Source organism: Aerophototrophica crusticola (genome assembly GCF_012913305.1).
Lineage (GTDB): Bacteria > Pseudomonadota > Alphaproteobacteria > Azospirillales > Azospirillaceae > Niveispirillum > Niveispirillum crusticola.
On record NZ_CP051775.1, the window covers coordinates 1,649,826 to 1,670,890 of the forward strand.

Consider the following 21,065-nt stretch of genomic DNA (forward strand, 5'->3'; position numbering starts at 1 on the left):
TGCTTATGCTTGGGATTATGACGGAGAAAAAGCGTTTGTGGCCCGGATGACTTGCGGATCTTCAGCTCACGCAGGGTTGGCCAGAGTGTCGCGAAGGCTCTTTGGCCTCATGTCGGACCAGACGCCATCCACGAACGACAGGCATTCTTCCCGCGTGCCGGACTGGCCTGCGGATCTCCACCCCTTGGGAATTTCCACTTCGGCCTGCCACAGGCAGTACTGTTCCTCATCGTTCACCAGGACGATGAACGGCCCATTCTTAATCATGCGTGCGGAAACTCTGGTTGTGTCTGGCATAGTTCCTCCGGCAGCCGTCAGGTTTGCGGGTTTACCGCACGCCGTGGCATACCGAAAGGTAATAGGCCTTGCATCGTGACTTTGTCAAAAGTCATAGGCATTGGCTGCCTGCCAAGCCACGGCCGTGTTCATCCTATACGTTTATTGATCGGGCCCCGTTAGTGTTCTTACAACCTCTGGCCCAGGTGTCACCGGCCAGAGATCGCGTTATGGCTGAGGATTGTTGTGGAAGGCTACAAGCACAAAGGGCAAGATCAGCAACGCTGCCGTGACGACTGACCGGGTAACCGTCCCCCATGGATCTAGGCCGGATCGCCTTACGGACCTTGCTGGTCCTCCTACTTCTGGCAGGCGTGCCCAAGGCCTCGGCCACGGATTTGCGCATGGGCCTGGAATCGGTAGCCTCCACGGCGGATCCCCATGCCTATTCCCATGTGGACGGCCGGACCCTCGCATTCCACCAATTCGACCCGCTGGTCGCGAACGACACCCATCTCCAACCCGTGCCGGCACTCGCGGCGAGTTGGTCGGTTGAGAACGAGCTGCGGTGGACCTTCAATATCCGGCCTGGGGTGCGCTTCCACAATGGCAAGGAACTGACGGCCACGGATGCGGTGTACTCGCTCTGCCGCATCGCCCACCTCCCGGGAAGCGGGCTTCTGGGGTCCCTCCAGGGCATCGCCTCGGCCACCGCGAAGGACCGCCTGACCCTGGTGGTCGAGACGGACGTGCCGGCCCCATTACTGGCACGGAACCTCGCCAACATCGCCATCATAGCGTCCCCGCCGGGCTGGGAGGGGCAATACCACCCCGACGGGTGCGGCACGGGGCCTTGGCCTGACGGCGCGTCTTTCGACAAGGGGCAGGTTGCCGGGACCGGTCCGTACAGGCTGAAATCCTTCACCCGCAATGGTGAGACGACCCTTGCCCGCTTCGACGGCTATTGGGGCGAGGTCCCCGCCTGGGAAACGGTCACCATGCTGCCGTTCCCCGATCCAGGGGCGCGGAACCGCAGCCTTGTCCGGGGCATGGTGGACTTGGTGAATCAGGTCTCGGCGGAGAGCATGGCCTTCCTGTCGGAGCAGAGCCGCCTGCGGGTGGAGGCGAGCACCCGGGCCCGTTCGATCTTCATCGGCGTCAACCTGTCGCCTGGGACCACGACGGGGAAGGATGGTGGGAACCCGTTGTCCGATGTCAGGGTGCGACAGGCCATCTCCCTCGCCATCGACCGCAAGGCGCTGAGCGACCGGCTGATGCCGGGGATGTCCGGCCCCGCCTACCAGTTCATGCCTGAGGGGATGCTCGGCTACGATCCCGGCGCCACCTCCCCGTTCAACATCGCCCAGGCGCGGAAACTCCTGGCGGAAGCGGGCTTTGCCAACGGATTCGACACAACGCTGACCGCCGTCGAGCCGTTCGCCAGGGTCGCAGAGGGGGTCAGCCGATACCTGGCCGCGGTGGGGATCCGTGTCCAGATCAGGTTCGTGCGGCCGGGGGAAGTTGTCGACATCATGTCCCGGCGGGACTACGCGCTGGTGCTTGTCAGTTCCGTGCCGCTGACCGGTGAGTTCTCCACCATCGCCCGCGAGGTGTTCGCCCCCATGGACCCGGCCTCGGGAATGGGGATGCAGAACTTCGGGGGGTATTTCAATGACCAGATGAACGTCTTGATCATGAAGGCCCTGGCGACCACCGACACGGAGGTGCGCGGGCGCCTGTTGCAGCAGATCACCGCCATCGGGCTCCAGGACCTGCCGTTCATCCCGCTGCTGCATGTGTCGCGCGCCTGGGCGATGCGCAAGGACCTGCGCTTCCAGGCCCGGGCTGATGGCCATACGCTGGCGCAACACGTCCGTCCCGCGGAATAGCTGCCCGGCATATGTTCCAAAAGGGAAGCGGGCCGCCCCCGGGGGCGGCCCGCTTGGCATTGCCGACCGGAAGCTTACTCCGCCGCCTGCTGCACCGGCTGGTGGGCCGAATCCGGGGCCGGGCTGCGGCCGCCGAAGAAGCGGCGGATCACCACATAGAAGACCGGGGTGAACACCAGGCCGAAGAAGGTGACGCCCAGCATGCCGAAGAACACGGCGGTGCCGATGGCCTGCCGCATCTCCGCCCCGGCGCCGCTGGCGATCATCAGCGGCACCACGCCCAGGATGAAGGCGAAGCTGGTCATGAGGATCGGCCGCAGGCGCAGGCGGCAGGCCTCGATCACCGCCTCGAACCGGTCCTTGCCTTCCGCCTCCAGCTGTCGGGCGAACTCAACGATCAGGATGGCGTTCTTCGAGGCGAGCCCGACCAGCACGACGAAGCCGATCTGGGTCAGCACGTTGTTGTCCATCCCCCGTGCCATGATGCCGGACACCGCCGACAGCAGGCACATGGGCACGATCAGGATGATGGCGAAGGGCAAGGCCCAACTCTCATACTGCGCCGCCAGCACCAGGAAGACGAAGAAGACGCACAGGGGGAAGATGTACAGGGCGGAGTTGCCCGTCTGCTTCTCCTGGTAAGACAGGTCCGTCCACTCGATGCTGAAGCCGTCCGGCAGCTTCTCCGCCGCGATCCCCTCCATGGCGGCGATGGCTTGGCCGGAGCTGGTGCCGGGCAGGGTGTTGCCCTGCAGTTCCGCTGCCGGGAACAGGTTGTAGCGCAGCACCCGGTCCGGGCCGGTGACGTAGCGGAAGTCCACGAAGGACCCCAGCGGCACCATGCGGCCCTGGTTGTTGCGGGTTTCCAGCTTGGCGATGCCCTCCGGGTCCAGGCGGAAGTTTCCGTCCGCCTGCGCCGTCACCCGGAAAGTGCGGCCGAACAGGTTGGTGTCGTTGACGTAGGAAGAGCCCAGATAGATCTCCAACGTGCGGAACAGGTTGGTGATGGGCACATCCAGCATCTGTGCCTTGACGCGGTCGATGTCCACAAAGACCTGCGGCGCCTTGGCGCTGAAGGGGCTGAACACGAAGGTCAGGCCGGGGGTCTGGTTGGCCGCCATGGCCATGTCCCAGGTCGCCGCCTCCAAGTCCGCCGGGCCGCGGCCGGCCCGGTCCTGGATGCGCATGGTGAAGCCGCCCGACGTGCCCAGCCCCTGCACCGGGGGCGGCTGGATCACGAAGATCTGCGCCTCCGGGATACTGAACATCTTCATCTGCAGGGCTTGCAGCAGGCTCTGCGCCGACTGGCCCGCGGCCACCCGCTCCTCGAACGGGGCCATGACGGCGAAGATCGCGCCGGCGTTGGTGGCGATGGTGCGCGTGGCGCCGGAGAAGCCGGCGAAGGTGGCGGTGTGGACGATGCCGGGGGTGTCCAGGATCATCTTCTCCGCCCGGTTGATCACGTCGTCCGTGCGGGCCAGCGACGTTCCCTCCGGCGTCTGGACGGCGACGATCAGGTAGCCCTGGTCCTGCGCCGGGATGAAGCCGCCGGGCACCCGGGTGAACAGGAACCCCGTCAGGGCGATCAGCACCACATAGAGCACCAGCATGATGCCGGCCTTGCGCGTCACCCCGCTGACCAGCCGGCCATAGCCGTGGGACAGCCGGTCGAAGCCCCGGTTGAAGGCACCGAAGCCCCGCTGCACGAGCGCGCCCGCGAAGGCCAGCCGGCCCTTTGCCTGCTCATGCCCGGCATGGTGGCCACGCAGCAACATGGCGCAGAGCGCCGGGCTGAGGGTCAGGGAGTTGAAGGCGGAAATGACAGTCGCCACCGCGATGGTCACGGCGAACTGGCGGTAAAACTGGCCCTGGATGCCTTCGATGAAGGCCGTGGGCACGAACACCGCCGACAGCACCAGGGCGATGGAGATCAGCGCCCCGCCCACCTCATCCATGGTCCTGCGGGCCGCCTCCTTCGGCGACAGCCCCTCGGCCAGGTATCGCTCCACGTTCTCCACCACGACGATGGCGTCGTCCACCACGATGCCCACCGCCAGCACCAGGCCGAACAGGGTCAGGTTGTTGATGGTGAAGCCCAGGGCCGCCATGACGGCGAAGGTGCCGATCAGCGACACGGGGATGGCCACGATGGGGATGATGGTGGCGCGCCAGCGCTGGAGGAAGACCAGCACCACGATCACCACCAGGGCCACCGCCTCGATGATGGTCTTGATCAGCTCGCTGATGGATTCGGCGATGAACTCCGTCGGGTTGTAGATGATCCGGTACTCCAGCCCGGGCGGGAAGCTCTGGCTGATGGTGCGCATGGTCTCCTGGATGCGCTCCGCTGTGCCCAGGGCGTTGGAGCCGGGCAACTGGCTGACGGCGAGCACCACGGCCGGCTTGCCGTCCAGGTAGCTGTTGGTGACGTAGTCGCGCGCCCCCAGCTCCACCCGCGCCACGTCCACCAGCCGCACGATGCGGCCATCCTCGCCTGCCTTGACGATGATGTTCTCGAACTGCTGCGGCTCGGTCAGGCGCCCTTGGAGGGTGAGGTTGAGCTGGTAGTCACGGCCCGTGTCCACCGGCGGCTGGGCAAGCTGCCCGCCCGCCACCTGCACGTTCTGCGACTGGATGGCGGCGACCACGTCCCCGGCGGTCATGTCCAGCTCCGCGATCTTCTGCGGGTCCAGCCAGACCCGCATGGAATAGTCGCGGGCGCCGAAGATCTGGATGTTGCCGATGCCTTCCACCCGGGCCAGCGTGTCCCGAACCTGCAACAGGGCATAGTTGGAGATGTAGAGCTGGTCGTAGGTATCATCCGGGCTGATCAGGTGGATGACCATCAGCAGGTCGGGTGAGTTCTTGCGGGTCACCACGCCGATGCGCCGGACCTCCTCCGGCAGGCGCGGCTGGGCGACGGCGACGCGGTTCTGCACCAGCACCTGCGCCTCGTCCAGGTCAGTGCCCAGGGCGAAGGTGATGGTCAGGTTCATCTGCCCGTCGGAGGTGCTCTGGGAGGACATGTAGAGCATGTTCTCCACCCCGTTCACCTCCTGCTCGATGGGGGCCGCCACCGTGTCGGCCACCGTCTGGGCGTTGGCGCCGGGATACGTGGCCTGCACCGTCACGGTGGGCGGGACCACCTCCGGGTACTGCGCCACCGGCAGGGCGAGGTAGGAGATGCCGCCGATGGTCAGCAGCACGATGGACAGGACGATGGCGAAGACCGGCCTGTCGATGAAGAAACGGCCCATGTTCATCGCGGTGCCTCCGCCTGCTGCGGCTGCTGGCTCAGCGGCTGGTCGACCGGCGTCACCGCCTGCCCCGGCCGGACCCGTTGCAGGCCCGACGTGATCACCCTCTCATCCGGCTTCAGCCCCTCGCGCACCACGCGCATGCCGTCGATGATGGGGCCCAGCTGCACGGGCCGGTACTGGGCCTTGTTCTCCCCGTCCACCACCAGGACATAGCGCCGGGTCTGGTCGGTGCCGATGGCGCTGTCCGGCAGCAGCAGGGCCGGGTAGTCGCCGCGCCCGATCAGGCGGATTCGGGCGAACAGGCCGGGAGTGAACAGCAGGTTGGGGTTCTCGAAGATGGCGCGGCCGCGGATCGTGCCGGTGGAGGCGTCGATCTGGTTGTCCACGAAGTCCATCTTGCCGGCGTGCTTGAAATCCTTCTCGTCCGGCAGGGCCAGGGCGACGGGGTTCTGCGCTTCCCGGCTGCTCTTGCGGGCGCCATCCTGGGCCAAGCGCACATAGCGCAGGTAGGCGGCCTGGTCGGCGTCGAAATAGAAATGCATGGGGTCCAGGCTGACGATGGTGGTCAGCAGGGTGCTCTGCGCCGTGCCGCCGCTGACCAGGTTGCCCACGCTGACCAGCCGGTTGCTGACCCGGCCGGTGACGGGGGACCGCACCTGGGTGAACTCCAGGTCCAGCTCGGAGGTGCGGAGGTTCGCCTCGGCCTCAAGCTGGGTGGCGGTGGCGGATTGCAGCTCCTGCGCCCGCTGGTCCAGCACGGCCTGGGACACTGCCTGGGTGCGGCGAAGGTCCTGGGCACGGCCCAGTTCCCGCTGGGCCAGGGCGACCTGGGACCTGGCCTGCTGTACCCGCGCCTTCGCGGCATCGACGGCCGCCTGGTAGGGCCGCGGGTCGATGACGAACAGCAGGTCGCCCTTGTAGATGATGTCGCCGTCGCGGAAGTTGATGCTGTCCAGGTAGCCGCTGACGCGGGCCCGGACCTCCACCTCCTCCACCGCGGCGAAGCGGCCGGTATACTCATCCCATTCGCTGACGGTCTTCTGGATCGGCGGGCTGACGACCACCTGGGGCGCCTGCTGTGCGGCGCCGGCCTGCTGGCCGGGCTCCTCCCCCCGCAGGCCGCCAGGGCGAGCAGGCTGGTGAGCGCCAGGGCCGGAACCGCCATCCCCCAACGGCGACGGGACCGGGCAAGTGACGCGCCCGCGCCTGGACGGGCCAAGACCTGAGGATGGCCTATGGACATGGACTCTCTCCGGATGAAACCCCACCGTCCCGGATGATGGGCGGCAGGTCCCGGAAAGAATTCCAAATTCTTGCTGCGGCATCGGCCAATTGCCCTGGCCTATCCCGGCAAGACTAATCAGCCTAAGTCATAAGTAATAGCGGCAACCCTTATGACTCCATTTGCCGAAGGGCGTCGAAGACCTTCCGGTCCGTCTGGTCGAACCCGACCGGCGTCACGCTGATCCGGTGGCGGCGAAGGGCGGCGATGTCCGTGTCATCCGCCTGTTCCCCGGGGCTGCGGCGGAAACCCAGCCAGTGGTAAGTCAGGCCGCGGGTGTCGGTCCGGGTCTCCACATCCACCCCCAACAGGGAACCGCCGCCCTGGCGGGTGATGTCCAACCCGGTGACTTGGTCAGGCTCCACGTCGGGGAAGTTCACGTTCAGCACGGTCTCCGGCTTGCCGAAGCGCTCCACCACCTGATGGATGAGTGACAGGGCCGTCTGCCAGCGCACGTTCTTGCGGTCACGGAAAGCTTGGCTGAACGCATAGGCAGGGATGCCGAACAGCCGCGCCGCCAAGGCGGCGCTGACCGTGCCGCTGTAGGACAGCTCATCCGCGATGTTGGCACCGCGGTTCACGCCGGACAGCACGATGTCCGGCGGGTTCTCCGCCATGATGTGCCGCACGCCCAGGATGACGCAGTCGCTGGGCGTGCCAGTGACGGCGAAGCGACGCTCCCCCCGCGGGATGACGCGCAAGGGATTGTGCAGGCTGACGGCCCGGCTGACGCCGGACTGGTCATGTTCCGGCGCCACCACCCAGACCTCCTCCGCGAGCTGCGCCGCGGCTTCCGCCAGGACGGCCAGCCCTGGCGCGTCGATGCCGTCATCGTTGGTCAGCAGGGCGCGGGCGAACCGGGGAGCTTGCATCGGGGGGGCCTTCGGGTGTTGCTACGGGCACGCGCCCATCAAAGTCGAACAGGCGTTTGAAGTCGAGCCCGGAGTCGCCCCCGCATGGAAGAACGCCTGCCCACGCATCTCTACGTTCAGGCCCATGTCTGGCGATGCAGCGCCGCTTCCATCCCCGTCTATGTCCTGCGTAAGGGTGAGTGGGAGAGCGGGCTGGTCCTGCTGAAGGTCGCCATCCCCTTCCAGGGCGTGAAGGTCTTCACCCAGAGCCGCGACCTGGACGGCAAGCTGGGCTGGCTGCCCGGCCTGGGCGGCAACATGGTCAGCGAGCAGGAGGCCAACGACTATGTGGACCGCCAAGTGAAGCGGGACCCGGATTTGTGGGTGGTGGAAGTGGAAAGCCGCGACGGCAGCCATCCCTTCGAGGGCAAGCAGATCTGACGGTCAGGCGGCAACCAGGTCCGTGTGGCGGAAATCGTCGCCCTTGAACAGCACGGGCGCCCCACGCTCCTTCGCCAGGGCATAGGTAAAGCAGTCGCCGAAGTTCAGTTGGGCGGGGTGGCCGGAACCCTTGCCGAAGCGGGCATAGGCTTCGCGGGCGAGTTTCGCCTGTGATCGCGTGACGTCCACGACAGTGAACTGACCCTTTTGCAAGAAATTCTCAATCCATTGATCCACCTCCGAAGCTGTCAGACGCTTCCAAGAGGACAAGACGATACCAATCTCCAACAAGGTTGCCGCCGATATCAAAGGGTTACCATGCCTCCCGATTTGCAGCGTGTAAGCCTCAGCATCAAATTCCTGCTTGAAGATTGCAATGGCAATCGAGGTGTCGACGACCATCAGCGGGGCAACCCGAACTCATCATAGCCAAGGATTTCGTCAGCAGAACGCCTATCCCGGTCCGGCAAGGCAGCAAACCGCCGGCCAAGATCCATCAAGGCCGCAGCCCGCTCCTCAGCACTTCGGCGGCGCTCACGCTCCCGCTCCACTTTGTCGAGGACGACCTTTCGGACGGCATCCTCCCAATTTTCACCGGTCAGGCTCGCCAACTCTACGGCAGCCTCTTCCAGAGCCTTGTCCTTGATGACCAGTCCCATGCCCGCCTCCTTCCAACCGCCTCCATCCTACCACAGGGTGCGCCATGGCCTGAAGTGTCGCCCCGCGGCCCGATGATCCTTGATTCGCCGAGCCGTTCCGCTACACCACCCGCTCCGCATTAACACGCCCGTATGAAGCCCGTGCCCCGCATCGCCCTGCCTGCCGCCTCCGCCCTCGCCCTGCTCGCCGCCCTGCCCGCCCTGGCCGCCGATCCGTCACCCCTGGATGAGGTGGTGGTCACCGCCAACCGGCGGGCGGAGGCCCTGCGGGACGTGGCGGCCAGCGTCTCCACCGTGGACCGGGAGAGGTTCGAGGCCCAGGCCACCCGCTTCATCGGGGAGGAGCTGCGTGGCCTGCCGGGCCTGGTCCTCCGCACCAACGACCAGGGCACCTACAGCGATATCACCCTACGCGGCGTGCCCAACCGCATCCACAACGACACCCTGGCCGTGCTGCTGGACGGGGTGCCCTTCGTCACTGGTGACGATGAGGTGGATCTGGAGCAGCTTCCCTTCGGCGCGGTGGGCCGGGTGGATGTGGTCCGCGGCCCCATGTCGGCCCTCTATGGCCGCGGCGCCATCGCCGGGACCATCAACTATCTGACTCGGGACGTGGGTGACAGCCGGGAAGGCGCGGTGGAGGCCACCATCGGCAGCCATGGCTGGCGCCGGCTGGGCGCGCTGGTCCAGACCCCTACCGTAGAGGGCGGGGCCCTGCTGCTGTCCGGGGAGGTCCAGGAGGGTGATGGCTGGCGCGATCGCACCGGGCGGGAGGAGAGGAACGTCTTTGCCAAGCATCGGCTGGGCTTGGGCGAGTGGGGCCGGCTGAACCTTTCCGCCTCCTGGGTGGACACCGAACAGCGCTTGGCCGGCGAGTTGCCGGTGAACGCAAGGGGCGAGCCCATTCCCCTGCCCCGCGGCCGCGAGGGAAACTGGAACGAGGATGACGCCGGCTTCTACAAGCGCATGCTGACCGCCACGGCGGTGCTGGACGCCGACCTGGCCCCCGGCCTGACCGGCACCACCCGGCTGCATGCACGCCAGGGCAAGACCAGCGCCCTGCAAGGCTTCTTCAACCCGTTCGACCCGGCGGCGGGGACCGTCACCTTCACCGGCTTCCGTGTGGATGCCGATACCGACACCCTGTTCGCCGAGCAGCAGTTCGACTGGACCCTGGGCGACCTTCGCCTGCTGGCGGGGGTGAGCGCGGAGCAGGTGCGGGCCGTGCATCGGGAGACCTGGATCGGGGAGTTCGACTTCGGCCCGCTGTTCTATGCCCAGCAGCGGGACATCCGCACAGGGCAGCACATCAACCGAGACCAGTGGATCAGCGACCGGTTGCTTGACGGGCATGGAAGGGCGCGGAACTATGCCGCCTATGCCCAGGGCGACTACACCTTGGGCGCGGTGACCCTGTCCGCCGGGGCGCGGTTCGACCGGTTCAGCCGCAGGGTCTTCTATGGCCCCAGCGCCACCGGCTTCGGGCCGGAGCCGGTGGCGACCATCCAGGACACGGACCAGCGCGTCAGCCCCAAGGCCAGTGCCAGTTGGAAGCTGTCCGACAGCCTGACCGCCTATGCCGCCTATGGGGAGGGCTTCAGCCCCGCCTTCGGGCCCCTTTGGTCCTTCCGCGGCCGCGACACCGGCCTGGACCCGGAAACGGCCCGGAATTATGAGGCCGGCCTGAAGGGCGACGCGCTGGACGGGAAGCTGGCCTTCACCCTGACCGGCTATGTGCTGAAGCGCGAGGACCTGCTGCAGCTCCTGCCCGTGGGCGGCACGGCCCGGACCATCAATGCCGGCCGGCAGCGCTCCCGCGGGATCGAGGCCAGCGCCACGGCGGACCTGGGCATCCTGGCGGAGGGGCTGTCGGCGGAGGCGACCTATGGGCTGACGGACGCCGTCTGGACCCGCAACGCCTTCCTGGAGCCGGACACGGGCCGGCCCTTCGACTTCACCGGCAAGGACGTGCCCGGCGTGCCCCGGCATGCCGGGCGGCTGACCGTGACGCAGGTGCTGGAGCCCTGGGGCCTTACGGTCCAGGCCTGGGCCGACCTGTCCGGCGACTATGCTTATGACAGCGCCAACAGCGTCCGCGCCGGCGGCCATGCCCTGGTCAATGCCGCCGTCACCTGGGCGCCTGTGGAACGGCTGGAGTTCACCTTGACCGCCCGCAACCTGTTCGACCGGAAGGTGAACACCGTGGTGGGCAACAATGACGGCCCCCTCGCCTACTTCCCGCAGCCGCCGCGGGAGGTTTTCCTGACGGCGCGGCTGTCATTCTAGCCCGCCAGCCGCGCCCCCGGCTGCACCTTGATTTCCCCGCCGCGGTTGAGGGCCTTCGCCAGGGCCTCCACCCGGCGCTGGACGGCGTCGCCCAGCAGCATCTCCGCGTCCTCAGGCAGGACCAGGGTCAGCTTCTCCTGTCCCAGGCGCAGCCCGGTGCGTTGCAGCAGCAAGGCGGCGCCCCCGGTCAGGGTGTGGCCCAGGCGCAGGGCTAAACCCAGGATGTAGGCCCGTTGCAGAGGCCCTTCCTTCAGCAGGCCCCGGGCGGGGGCCAGGGCCGGGCTGTCCAGGGTGCCGGCGTAACGCACGAAGATGGCGGTGGCGAGGAAGGCCCGTTCCGCATGGTCCGCCCCGGCGAAGGGCATGCGTAGGATGCGCAGGAAGGCGTGCTCCGCCCGGTAGTCCGGGTGCTCCGCCCAGCCCAGGTCGGACAGCAGGCAGGCGGCCTGGCGCAGGCGTTTGGCCGACTCATCCTCCCCGCGAACAGGGGCGCCGTCCAGCCGGTCAGGATTTCCGCGTTGCCGAAGCGGCCGATGCGGGTCGCGACGGCCTGGCAGGCGATGACCAGCGGGTCCCTGCGCCGCTCCTCCGGCGAGAGCAGGTCGTGCAGGTGCCCTTCCCGAAGGCCGAAGGCGGAGAAGGCGACCTTCCACGGCGTCACCGCCTTCAGCACCCGTTCCAGCACCAAGGCTGCCAGCGGCAGCGTGTCGATGCGGCGGCGGGAGATGCCGGGCATCTTTTCCAGGGAGGAGCGGGACTGCCGCGCCACCAGCCCGGCGAACTCCGCCATCTGGCCGGCGTCCACCGTGTACTGGTGGATGATGTGCAGGGGGTGGTTCACCTGCTCCATGTGCAGCTTGGCGAGCGCGCGCCAGGCACCGCCCACCGGGTAGAAGGACCGCCCCTTGGCGGCCCCCGCCAGCCAGGGCAGCCGGTTCAGGTGCTGGTCCACATACTTCGCCATGGAGCCGGGCTTGCCGTCCGTCGCCTCAGACAGGCGAAGGGGCCCGAGCGGCGTGGTGGCCTGGGCGCCGATCACGCCCTTGTCCAGGCCCACCAGCTCCAGGCTGCCGCCGCCTAAGTCGCCGACGATGCCGTCGGCGTTGGGGGCACCTGACAGCACGCCCATGGCGGCCAGCCGCGCCTCATCCTCCCCCGACAGGACGGAGACAAGGAAGCCCGTCCGCGCCGTGATCTCCCGCACGAAGTCGGCACCGTCGGCGGCGTCGCGGACGGCGGCCGTGGCCAGCACGTCCACCCGGTCCACCTTCATGGCTGTCAGCAGCCGGCGGAAGCGGACCAGGTTCTCCAGGGCCAGCTTCACCCCGTCCGGGTTGAGCCTGCCCGTCTTCTCGATGGTCTTGCCAAGGCTGGGCAGGACCTTCTCGTTGAACAGGCCGATGGGCGACCGGCTCAGGCTCTCATACACCACGACACGCATGGAGTTGGAGCCCACGTCGATGACGGCGAGCCGTTCATCGGCGGGGTGGGCCTGGGCATAGGTGTCCCCTTGGGCAGGCATTTGCTGTCACTCGTCCTCAGAACGGGAAAGACCGAAGGCTCAGCTTCGGCGGCAGCCGCGCCTCCCCCACCGCGCTGCCCCGGCCGGACAGGCTGGGGTTGGTCATGAAATAGGTGTGGGCCGAGAAGGGTTCCGCGCAGGGCTCCACCCGCTGGTAACGCCCGTCGGGCCGCAGGATCCAGGATTGGGTGTCGTCCTTCAGGTTGGCCACCAGGATCTGGTCCAGGATCTGCTGGTGGACCGTGGCGTTCTCCATGGGCACCAGCGTCTCGATCCGGCGGTCCAGGTTGCGCGGCATCCAGTCGGCGGAGGAGATGAACACCTTCGCCTTGGGATGCGGCAGGCCGTGGCCGTTGCCGAAGCAGACCACGCGGCCATGCTCCAGGAAGCGGCCGACGATGGACTTCACCCGGATGTTCTCCGACAGGCCCTTGATCCCCGGGCGCAGGCAGCAGATGCCGCGGATCACCAGCTCCACCTTCACCCCGTTCTGGGAGGCCTCGTAGAGCTTGTCGATGATCTTGGCGTCCACGAGGCTGTTCAGCTTCACCCAGATCTCCGCCGGGCGGCCGGCATGGGCGTGGGCGATTTCCGCGTCGATCAGCTCCACCAGCCGCTGGCGCAGGGCGATGGGGGCAATGGCGATCTTTTCCAGGTTCCTCGGCGTGGCGTAGCCGGTCATGTAGTTGAACATGTGGGCCGCGTCGTGGCCCAGGGCCGGGTCGCAGGTGAAAAAGGACAGGTCCGTGTAGACCTTCGCGGTGATCGGGTGGTAGTTGCCGGTCCCGAAATGGACATAGGTGCGCAGGCCCTGGCTTTCCCGCCGGACCACCAGGCTGACCTTGGCGTGGGTCTTCAGGTCCACGAAGCCATAGACCACCTGCACGCCCGCCCGTTCCATGTCGCGGGCCCAGCGGATGTTGGCTTCCTCGTCGAAGCGGGCCTTCAGCTCAACCAGGGCGGTGACGCTCTTGCCCTGCTCCGCCGCCTCGATCAGCGCCGCCACGATGGGGCTGTTCTTGGAGGTGCGGTAGAGGGTCTGCTTGATGGCCAGGACGCTGGGGTCCAGGGCCGCCTGCCGCAGGAACTGCACCACCACGTCGAAGCTTTCGAACGGGTGGTGGACGACGATGTCCTTGTGCCGGATGGCGGCGAAGCAGTCGCCGCCGAAGTCGCGGATACGCTCGGGGAAGCGGGCGTTGTAGGGCGGGAAAAGCAGGTCCGGCCGCTCATCCACGATGACCTGCTTGGTGTCGGCCAGGCCGATCAGCCCGTCCAGGACGAAGACGTCGTCATGGCTGACGTGCAGCTCGCTGATCAGGAAGTCCCGCAGCTCCCTGGACATGCCCTGGTTCACGGCAAGCCGGATGACGCTGCCGCGCTTGCGGCGCTTCAGGGCGGACTCGAAGGTGCGGACCAGATCCTCCGCCTCTTCCTCGATCTCCATCTCGCTGTCGCGCAGCACCCGGAAGACGCCGTGGCCCTTCAGGGCGAAGGGGGGAACAGGCGGTCGATGAAGGTCAGGATCACCTGCTCCATCAACACGAAGCGCAGCTCCGACCCGGGCAGGCGGACGAACCGCTCAAGCTGCTGCGGCACCAGGACCAGCGCGTCCAGGTTCAGGGACTTGTGCGGGTCCATGAGCTGGAGGGCCAGGGCGAAGCCGCCGTTGGGGATGAAGGGGAACGGGTGCGCCGGGTCCACCGCGATGGGGGTGAGGACCGGGAAGATGTCGTCGATGAACTTGGCCTCGAGCCAGTCATGCTCCGCGGGGGTCAGCTCCTCCGGGTCGATGACGGCGATGCCCGATCCGCGCAGTTCCTGCCGCAGCATCAGCCAGCTCGCCTGCTGGTCGCGCATCAGTTCGGAGACGCGGGCGTTGATGGCGGCGAGTTGCTGGGCGGGGGTCAGCCCGTCGTCCGAGGGCATGGCGACGCCGGCGGCCACCTGGGCCTTCAGGCCGGCGACGCGGACCATGTAGAACTCGTCCAGGTTCGAGGCGGAGATGGCCAGGAAACGCAGCCGTTCCAGCAACGGGTGATTGCGGTTGTACGCCTCTTCCAGGACGCGCTGGTTGAAGGCCAGCCAGGAGAGTTCCCGGTTGATGAACCGGTCCCGGCTTCCCATGTCGATGCGGTCGGTTTCCATCTCGGCAAGGGCGGTCACGTTCGGGTCTTCCTTCAAGGGCACGTGGGGGGACACGACAGTATGCGCCGCTTCTGTTACGCTTTTCACCGCGGCACCTCGCACCGCCCGCTGTCGGGGACGCTTCGTCGATGTCCGAGTCGTCATGAGAACACTCACCCTGCTGCGCCATGCCAAGTCGGATTGGGGAAACCCTGCCCTGCCCGACCATGACCGCCCGTTGAACGCCCGGGGCCTCCGGGCCGCGGCGACGATGGCCGATTATCTGGGAGGAGGCAAGGGTGCCGCCGGGCGCCCGGACCTGATCCTGTGCTCCACCGCCCGGCGCGCCGTGGACACGCTGGCCCCCCTGCTGGGGACGTGGGAGGACCCGCCGACGGTGCGGTACGAGCGCGACCTTTACCTGTGCGGGCCGTCGGCGCTGCTGCTGCGGCTGCGGCAGGTGCCGGCCCAAGTGGGGCACGTGATGGTGGTCGCCCACAACCCCGACCTGCACGAGTTGTCGCATGGGCTGGCCGGGTCCGGGGACGAGGCGCTGCGCCGGTCCCTGGCCCGCAAGCTGCCGACGGGGAGCTATGTCCGGATCGAGGTGCCGACGGACGATTGGGCCAGCCTGGACTGGAGCCGGGGTCGCTTGGCCGCCTTCGTGCCGCCCCGGTCACTGGGGGAAGAGGCGGGGACGTGAGGGCCGCCGCTGTTTGACGTATGGCGACCTTAACTTGACTAACTTTACCTTAAGGTGACGCTTAACTTTACCGGCGTTAAGTTATATGTGCCTGGAATTGCTGGAGTTTGTCGCTTAAGGAGACAAACTTTACCGGGTTGAGAGTTTGGTAAAGTTAAGGGCCGGGGTGAAGTAGGTCGTCTGTCCTATTTCAGGCGTGGGAACGCGCTGCGGGGACCTACGATTCAGCAGTCCAAGAGCCGGGTCCCGTCAGGGAGCCGCATATGAATCTGCCAGTCCATGGGATTTTTGTCCAGATCCATGCAGGGCACGGGAGTCATCCCGGCCTCCGAGCCGGACCCCTGGGGAAAGCGGATGTGCCAAGGGGCGGCAGCAGGTGCAAGTCAAAGGAAAACGGGGCTTTCGGTGCCCTGCTGTGACCGAACCCGAGGGCTCCGGGTCAAGCCCGGGGTGACTTCCAGTGCCCTGCACGGCGCCATCCCCGGGTCCAGTGCCCTGCAAGGCCCCCTCCCCGGCACACCTCCGTCGGAACGGGACAAGTGCTCCACTTGCCCCTACCGGCAGCTTGGGTTATCCCTGCGCCGCCCCTGCAGCAACGACCGATCCCGCCCCATGACAGGACCGGCCCCCTTACCCCGCCCCGACCGGCCGCCCCGGCCGTGGAAGAGGCGATTCCAGGGCGGGAGGTGGAGCTGAAGCTGCTGGTCGCCCCCGCGGACTTGCCCAGGATCGGGTTGCTGCCGGAAATCCTGGCCATGGCCGACGGGCCGGCGGTGAAGCAGCGCCTGCATACGAGTTATTACGACACGCCAGCGCTGGAGTTGGCGGCGCGGGGCGTGGCACTGCGGCTGCGGCGGCAGAACGGGCACCGGGTGCAGTCGCTGAAGACCCTGGGCGCCGACACGGCCGGCGACGCCGCCGGCATCGCCATGCGGCGGGAATGGGAGTGGGAGATCACCGGCGACCGGCCGGACCTGTCCCTGCTGGCGGAGGGGGAGTTGGCGCGGGTGTTCCCCGCCGACCTGGCTGACCGGCTGGACCCCGTTTTCGCCACCGACATGCAGCGCACCACCCTGCTGCTGCGGCCGGAACCGGGCATCGCGGTTGAGTTGGCCCTGGACCTGGGCCAGGCCGTGGCCCAGCCGCCCGGCAAGGCCAGCACCCACCGGCCCATCAGCGAGATGGAGCTGGAGCTGAAGTCCGGCCGGCTGGTGGACCTGTTCCGGCTGGCGGCCGTGGTCCACCGCAAGGTGCCCCTGCGCCTGTCCACCCGCAGCAAGGCCGACCTTGGCTTTTCCCTGCTGACCGGCGAGTCGCCCAAGGCCAGCCCGGCCCGCCCGTTGGGCCTGACCCCGGTGACCACGGTGGCCGAGGCCTTCCGCCATATGGGCCGCAACGGCTTGGCCCAGTTGCTGGACAACGAGCCCGCCCTGATGGCCGCCAGCGACCCCGCTGCCCTGCGGGAGGTGGCGGCCGCCCTGCGGCGGATCGAGGCTGCCTTCGCCCTGTTCAAGGGCGTGGTCGCCAGCCCCAGGGGCGACGGGCTGCGGCAAGAGATGCGGGAGCTTGGCCAGCCCATCGAACGGGCCCGTGCCTGGGACCGGGTGGCCATCCGGGTCATGGAGCCGCGGCAGCGTGGCCGGCAGACGCCGCGGGTCCTGTCCGCCGCCGTGGCGGGCGCCCGCCGCGCCGCGCGGATGGAGGCGGTGGAGCGTCTGAACTCCCCCGCTGGACGGCATGGCTGCTGGAGTTCGGCACCTGGCTGGAGGGTGGCGACTGGGACCAGGAAGGGGAGCCCGGCCTGTTCGCCCGCACCATGGCGGAGATGGCCCCCGGCCTGCTGGACCACCGGCTGGACAAGGTGGCCAAGGCCGCCGCGAAGATGGCCGCCGGAGAGGATGCGTGGCGCAAGCTGTGGAAGCGTACCCAGCGCCTGCGCTACGCCCTGGACTATTGCCGGGCCGTCTGGCCGGTGGAGAAGGTCCGCCCCATGCTGGCAGCCGTGGAGGCGCTGCGGGCCAAGCTGAAGCAGGCGGCTGACGCCCACCAGGCCCTGACCCTGCTGGGCGGCCTGGCAGAGGGGCGGGACGACATCGGCCAGGCCGTACGCCCGGTGACCGCCGACCTGCGCCGGATGCGGGACGAGGCCCTGCGGGAGGTCCCTGCCCTGCTGGCGGCGGTGCAGCAGGCGGCGGTGGGGTTGAAGGGGTGAGTGCGGGGGGGGAGTGGCACTTCCGAGGAGAAGTGGGTTCTTTGCCCGGTGCGGGTCCTTGGAACGCAGAGGACGCAGAGGGCCGCAGAGGACACGGGGGGTTGGTGCGGCGATGACGTCGGCCCATACCCCCGCCCCGGGGATGATGCGCGGGGGGGGGGTGGCCACCACCTCACCGGAAAAACGAAAAGGCCGCCGGTTTCCCGGCGGCCCCTGCGTCTCGGCGCCGAAACCGGCGACGTCAGATCTTGCCCAGGGCGGCGGCGACGGTGGTGACGATGAAGCCCAGGATCATGAAGGCCGCCGCGTAGCCCCAGCCGATGGCGAACTGGAGCACGAACATCAGCAGCACCAGGATCACGCAGATGATCCCGATGGTGGTGAAACGGGTGAAGGCGTGCCAGTCCTCGGCATGCTCCTTCACGAGCTTGTCGTTGACCACCGGTGCGGTGTGGTTGCCGGCCATGTCTCAAGTCTCCCCGGGATGAAGTCGATGGTGTTTTGCCATCGGTTTAAGCATCGCACGCTTCATTGACAAGACGGTTATGTAAGCCGGTGCATCAGGCCGCAGGGTTCAGCACCGGCGCCGGCACCGCCGCGTCGCCGACGACCTCCGCCCGCTCATCCACCACCCGCACCCGGCCCTCCGCGATCAGGCGGACGGCCATGGGATAGGCCCGGTGTTCCTGCTCCAGCACGCGGGCGGCCAGCCCATCCTCCGTATCGCCGGGCAGCACGGGGACGGCGGCCTGCACCAGGATGGGGCCCTGGTCCATGATGGTGCGGACATAGTGCACGGTGCAGCCATGGAAGCGCACCCCCGTCTCCAGCGCCCGCCGGTGGGTGTCCAGGCCGGGGAAGGACGGCAGCAGCGACGGGTGGATGTTGATCAGCCGGTCGTGCCAGCGCTCCACGAACCAGGGGCTGAGCAGGCGCATGAAGCCGGCCAGGCAGACCAGCTCCACCCCTGCCGCCTCCAGCGCCTCGGTCATGGCCTGCTCGAAGGCGGGCTTGTCGGGGAAGTCCTTGTGGCGGACGACGGCCGAGGGCACGCCGGCCTTGGCCGCCCGCTCCAGCCCATAGGCGTCGGACTTGTTGGACAGGACCAGCGCCACCTCTGCCGGGAAGGCGGGGTCCGCCGCGGCGTCCAGCAGGGCCTGCAAATTGCTGCCGCGGCCGGAGATCAGGACGCCCAGCTTCAGCCGGGCGGTCACTTCCAGCCCTCCAGCCCGTTGATCACCACCCGGTGGCCGCCAGCGGCGATGGGCGCCACGGTGCCGAGGCGGGTCACCACCTCCCCATGGGCGGAGAGGGTGGACGCGGCTTCTTCAGCCTTGTCGGCGGGGCAGACCACCACCATGCCGATGCCGCAGTTGAAGGTGCGCGCCATCTCCGTCGCCGCGATGCTGCCGGTGCGCATCAGCCAGCGGAAGACGTTCGGCAGCTCCCACGCGGTGGCGTCCAGTTCCACCCCCAGCCCGTTCGGCAGGACGCGGGGGATGTTCTCCAGCAGGCCGCCGCCGGTGATGTGGGCCAGGGCGTTGACCGTGCCGGCGCGGACGGCGGCCAGGGTGCTGCGGACATAGATGCGGGTGGGGGTCAGCAGCGCCTCCCCCAGCGTTTTGCCGGCATCCCAGGGGCACGGGCTGCCATAGCCCAGGCCCGCCACGCCCACCAGCTTGCGCACCAGGGAGAAGCCGTTGGAGTGCACGCCCGAGGAGGCCAGGCCCAGCACCACGTCGCCCGCCTTCACGCGGTCGCCGGTCAGCACCTGGGTCCGCTCCACGGCGCCGACGGAGAAGCCCGCCAGGTCATAGTCGCCGTCGGAGTACATGCCCGGCATCTCCGCCGTCTCACCGCCCACCAGGGCGCAGCCGGCTTGGCGGCAGCCCTCGGCGATGCCGGCGACGATGGCGCGCCCGGCGTCCACCTCCAGCTTGCCCGTCGCGAAATAGTCCAGGAAAAGCAGCGGTTCCGCCCCCTGGACGACAAGGTCGTTGACGCACATGGCGACCAGGTCGATGCCTACCGTGTCGTGCTTGCCCGCCTCGATGGCCACCTTCAGCTTGGTGCCCACCCCGTCGGTGGTGGAGACCAGCAGCGGGTCCTGGAAGCCGGCGGCGCGCAGGTCGAACAGGGCGCCGAACCCGCCCAGGCCGGCGTCGGATCCGGGGCGGGCGGTGGACTTCGCCAGCGGCTTGATGGCCTCGACCAGCGCGTTCCCGGCGTCGATGTCGACCCCGGCGTCCTTGTAGGAATAGCTGTTCATGGCATGCTCGCTTCTGGCGTCGGGAAAGTCTGCTAGGGTAGAACGCTGGCACGATGCGGGGCGCCGGGCGTTTAACCGGCGCCGAACATAACAACATCGGAAACCTTGGCAATGCCGGTCCGCTGCACCCCCGCCTTGCGCCATATCCTTCTGGCGCTGAGCCTCGCCGCCCTTCCCCTGGCGCTCCCGAAGTTGCTGCCGCCCGCCGCGGCGGCGGAGACGGTGGGCGACCTGTTCATGGTGCGAGACGTGGCGGTGGACGTGACCGCCGCCTCTGCCACCGCCGCCCGCGACCAGGGCATCCAGGAGGGGCAGCGCCGGGCCTGGGCCATGCTTGTGGACCGGCTGACCCCCGCCGGCACCACCGCCCCCACCCTGCCGGCGGAGGAGCTGGGCCGGATGGTGGAAGCCTTCCAGGTGCAGGAGGAGCGGACGTCGGCCGTGCGCTACCTGGGCCGGCTGGCGGTGCGCTTCAACCCGACCGCCGTGCGGGCGGCGCTGCGGAACCGGGGCGTGGCCTTCACGGAGATCCGGTCCAAGCCGCTGGTGCTGCTGCCGGTAGACCAGACCTCCGGCCAGCCCGTGCTGTGGCAGGGGGAGACGGGCTGGCGCACCGCCTGGGGCGAGGTGGACGCGGCCGGCGGGCTGGTGCCGCTGCTGCTGCCCATGGGCGACGCGCAGGATGTCTCTGCCGTGGATGCCGCCACGGCCCTGGCCGGGGACCCGGCGCAGATGCAGGCCCTGGCGGAGAAGTACAGGGCGGGCGGCGTGGTGGTGACCGTGCTGGGGCCGCAGAATGTCAGCAGCACCATCCACCGGGACGGGGGCAGCCCCGAGACCTTTACCTCCCCCGTGCCCGCGGGACGGGAGACCGCGCTGGAAGCGGCGGCGCTGACCGTGATGGGCGCCATCGACGATGCCTGGGCCAAGGCGAACATCGTGCAGGGCGGCGCCGTCCGCACCCTGGCCGTGACCGTGCCCCTGGCCGACATGGGCGAATGGGTGGAGGTGCGCAAGCGCCTGTCCCAGGTGCCCACGGTCACCGGCAGCCGGGTCATCAGCCTGTCCCGCGGCAAGGCGGATCTGGAGCTGACCTACCAGGGGGACGAGTCCCTGCTGCGCACCGCGCTGGCCCAGCAGGACCTTGGCCTCAGCACCGGCGGCGGCACGCCGACCTTGCGCTATGAGGGCCGGCGGCCCACCTCCGCGGGTACGGCCCCCGCTGCCGAGACCGGCACAGCAGAGCCGTCCGCCACGCCCGCCCAGGCACCCGCCACGGGTCGCTGAG

General features: G+C 68.3%; 17 protein-coding genes and 2 pseudogenes. 7 read left to right on the forward strand and 12 right to left on the reverse strand.

Annotation, left to right across the window (positions count from 1 at the left end; genetic code table 11):
• Window positions 1–66 precede the first annotated feature (66 nt).
• Window positions 67–267 (reverse strand): MbtH family protein, encoded by a 201-nt coding sequence (locus HHL28_RS08125; protein WP_075768893.1) that lies wholly within the window; start codon window positions 265–267, stop codon window positions 67–69.
• 413 nt (window positions 268–680) lie between these two features.
• Here HHL28_RS08125 and HHL28_RS08130 point away from each other — a divergent pair, with 413 nt between their 5' ends.
• A complete protein-coding gene (locus HHL28_RS08130; protein ID WP_075768892.1) occupies window positions 681–2,165 on the forward strand; it encodes an ABC transporter substrate-binding protein in 1,485 nt (494 codons plus the stop codon).
• A 74-nt stretch (window positions 2,166–2,239) separates the two neighbouring features.
• Here HHL28_RS08130 and HHL28_RS08135 read toward each other — a convergent pair whose 3' ends face one another.
• The 3 genes from HHL28_RS08135 to surE form a co-directional block, all read right to left on the reverse strand.
• Complete coding sequence (locus HHL28_RS08135) at window positions 2,240–5,428, reverse strand: efflux RND transporter permease subunit (RefSeq protein WP_075768891.1); 3,189 nt, start codon at window positions 5,426–5,428, stop codon at window positions 2,240–2,242.
• Complete coding sequence (locus tag HHL28_RS08140; protein WP_404326794.1) at window positions 5,425–6,489, reverse strand: efflux RND transporter periplasmic adaptor subunit; 1,065 nt, start codon at window positions 6,487–6,489, stop codon at window positions 5,425–5,427. The genes HHL28_RS08135 and HHL28_RS08140 overlap by 4 nt, the downstream gene beginning before the upstream one ends.
• Window positions 6,490–6,817: 328 nt before the next feature.
• Window positions 6,818–7,579 carry a 5'/3'-nucleotidase SurE gene (surE, locus tag HHL28_RS08145; protein WP_075768889.1) on the reverse strand — a complete coding sequence of 254 codons (762 nt, stop codon included), beginning with the start codon at window positions 7,577–7,579 and terminating at the stop codon, window positions 6,818–6,820.
• 84 nt (window positions 7,580–7,663) lie between these two features.
• Between surE and HHL28_RS08150 the strand changes: the two genes are divergently transcribed.
• Entirely contained in the window at window positions 7,664–7,999 is a 336-nt protein-coding gene (locus HHL28_RS08150; RefSeq protein WP_075768888.1) for a DUF1491 family protein, read from the forward strand.
• A 3-nt stretch (window positions 8,000–8,002) separates the two neighbouring features.
• Here the strand turns inward: HHL28_RS08150 and HHL28_RS08155 are convergent, their stop codons facing one another.
• Together HHL28_RS08155 and HHL28_RS08160 are read right to left on the reverse strand one after the other, a co-directional pair.
• The gene (locus HHL28_RS08155; protein WP_404326797.1) at window positions 8,003–8,401 is read right to left on the reverse strand and encodes a type II toxin-antitoxin system VapC family toxin; all 399 of its coding nucleotides are present in this window, start codon (window positions 8,399–8,401) and stop codon (window positions 8,003–8,005) included.
• Window positions 8,401–8,658, reverse strand: a complete 258-nt coding sequence (locus HHL28_RS08160; RefSeq protein ID WP_075768886.1) for a type II toxin-antitoxin system VapB family antitoxin — start codon at window positions 8,656–8,658, stop codon at window positions 8,401–8,403. The genes HHL28_RS08155 and HHL28_RS08160 overlap by 1 nt, the downstream gene beginning before the upstream one ends.
• A 141-nt stretch (window positions 8,659–8,799) precedes the next feature.
• Between HHL28_RS08160 and HHL28_RS08165 the strand changes: the two genes are divergently transcribed.
• A complete protein-coding gene (locus HHL28_RS08165; protein ID WP_404326800.1) occupies window positions 8,800–10,944 on the forward strand; it encodes a TonB-dependent receptor in 2,145 nt (714 codons plus the stop codon).
• Here HHL28_RS08165 and HHL28_RS18450 read toward each other — a convergent pair.
• The 3 genes and pseudogenes from HHL28_RS18450 to HHL28_RS08175 form a co-directional block, all read right to left on the reverse strand.
• Window positions 10,941–11,597, reverse strand: coding sequence for a hypothetical protein (locus HHL28_RS18450; RefSeq protein WP_404326892.1), 657 nt, complete (start codon window positions 11,595–11,597; stop codon window positions 10,941–10,943). The two genes, HHL28_RS08165 and HHL28_RS18450, sit on opposite strands and share 4 nt — an antisense overlap.
• 2 nt (window positions 11,598–11,599) lie before the next feature.
• Window positions 11,600–12,466: pseudogene (locus tag HHL28_RS18455) on the reverse strand (Ppx/GppA phosphatase family protein); the annotation flags it as partial.
• A gap of 16 nt (window positions 12,467–12,482) precedes the next feature.
• Window positions 12,483–14,614 (reverse strand): annotated as a pseudogene (locus HHL28_RS08175) (RNA degradosome polyphosphate kinase).
• A gap of 142 nt (window positions 14,615–14,756) precedes the next feature.
• On the opposite strand from HHL28_RS08175, the gene HHL28_RS08180 reads away from it, so the two are divergent.
• From HHL28_RS08180 to HHL28_RS08190, 3 genes are all read left to right on the forward strand, one after another.
• Window positions 14,757–15,296: a SixA phosphatase family protein gene (locus HHL28_RS08180; RefSeq protein ID WP_075768882.1), complete on the forward strand. Its 540-nt coding sequence runs from the start codon at window positions 14,757–14,759 to the stop codon at window positions 15,294–15,296.
• A 659-nt stretch (window positions 15,297–15,955) separates the two neighbouring features.
• Window positions 15,956–17,323 (forward strand): CYTH domain-containing protein, encoded by a 1,368-nt coding sequence (locus HHL28_RS08185; protein WP_169654969.1) that lies wholly within the window; start codon window positions 15,956–15,958, stop codon window positions 17,321–17,323.
• Window positions 17,287–17,508, forward strand: a complete 222-nt coding sequence (locus HHL28_RS08190) for a hypothetical protein (RefSeq protein WP_169654971.1) — start codon at window positions 17,287–17,289, stop codon at window positions 17,506–17,508. The genes HHL28_RS08185 and HHL28_RS08190 overlap by 37 nt, the downstream gene beginning before the upstream one ends.
• Window positions 17,509–17,749: 241 nt before the next feature.
• Here the strand turns inward: HHL28_RS08190 and HHL28_RS08195 are convergent, their stop codons facing one another.
• The 3 genes from HHL28_RS08195 to purM form a co-directional block, all read right to left on the reverse strand.
• Complete coding sequence (locus HHL28_RS08195; RefSeq protein WP_075768880.1) at window positions 17,750–17,974, reverse strand: hypothetical protein; 225 nt, start codon at window positions 17,972–17,974, stop codon at window positions 17,750–17,752.
• 94 nt (window positions 17,975–18,068) lie between these two features.
• Window positions 18,069–18,728, reverse strand: a complete 660-nt coding sequence (purN, locus tag HHL28_RS08200) for a phosphoribosylglycinamide formyltransferase (protein ID WP_075768879.1) — start codon at window positions 18,726–18,728, stop codon at window positions 18,069–18,071.
• On the reverse strand, window positions 18,719–19,777 hold the full coding sequence (gene purM, locus HHL28_RS08205) for a phosphoribosylformylglycinamidine cyclo-ligase (RefSeq protein WP_075768878.1): 1,059 nt from the start codon (window positions 19,775–19,777) through the stop codon (window positions 18,719–18,721). Before purM ends, purN begins: the two co-directional genes overlap by 10 nt.
• A 111-nt stretch (window positions 19,778–19,888) precedes the next feature.
• Here purM and HHL28_RS08210 point away from each other — a divergent pair, with 111 nt between their 5' ends.
• Window positions 19,889–21,064, forward strand: a complete 1,176-nt coding sequence (locus HHL28_RS08210) for a DUF2066 domain-containing protein (RefSeq protein WP_075768877.1) — start codon at window positions 19,889–19,891, stop codon at window positions 21,062–21,064.
• Window position 21,065 lies beyond the last annotated feature (1 nt).

Coding starts and splice junctions, on each gene's coding strand:
- HHL28_RS08150 (WP_075768888.1), top strand. CDS start 7,664: ATGGAAGAACGCCTGCCCACGCATCTCTACGTTCAGGCCCATGTCTGG.
- HHL28_RS08130 (WP_075768892.1), top strand. CDS start 681: ATGGGCCTGGAATCGGTAGCCTCCACGGCGGATCCCCATGCCTATTCC.
- HHL28_RS08180 (WP_075768882.1), top strand. CDS start 14,757: ATGAGAACACTCACCCTGCTGCGCCATGCCAAGTCGGATTGGGGAAAC.
- surE (WP_075768889.1), bottom strand. CDS start 7,579: ATGCAAGCTCCCCGGTTCGCCCGCGCCCTGCTGACCAACGATGACGGC.
- purM (WP_075768878.1), bottom strand. CDS start 19,777: ATGAACAGCTATTCCTACAAGGACGCCGGGGTCGACATCGACGCCGGG.
- HHL28_RS08210 (WP_075768877.1), top strand. CDS start 19,889: ATGCCGGTCCGCTGCACCCCCGCCTTGCGCCATATCCTTCTGGCGCTG.
- HHL28_RS08135 (WP_075768891.1), bottom strand. CDS start 5,428: ATGAACATGGGCCGTTTCTTCATCGACAGGCCGGTCTTCGCCATCGTC.
- HHL28_RS08190 (WP_169654971.1), top strand. CDS start 17,287: ATGCTGGCAGCCGTGGAGGCGCTGCGGGCCAAGCTGAAGCAGGCGGCT.
- HHL28_RS08160 (WP_075768886.1), bottom strand. CDS start 8,658: ATGGGACTGGTCATCAAGGACAAGGCTCTGGAAGAGGCTGCCGTAGAG.
- HHL28_RS08195 (WP_075768880.1), bottom strand. CDS start 17,974: ATGGCCGGCAACCACACCGCACCGGTGGTCAACGACAAGCTCGTGAAG.
- HHL28_RS08155 (WP_404326797.1), bottom strand. CDS start 8,401: ATGGTCGTCGACACCTCGATTGCCATTGCAATCTTCAAGCAGGAATTT.
- HHL28_RS08125 (WP_075768893.1), bottom strand. CDS start 267: ATGATTAAGAATGGGCCGTTCATCGTCCTGGTGAACGATGAGGAACAG.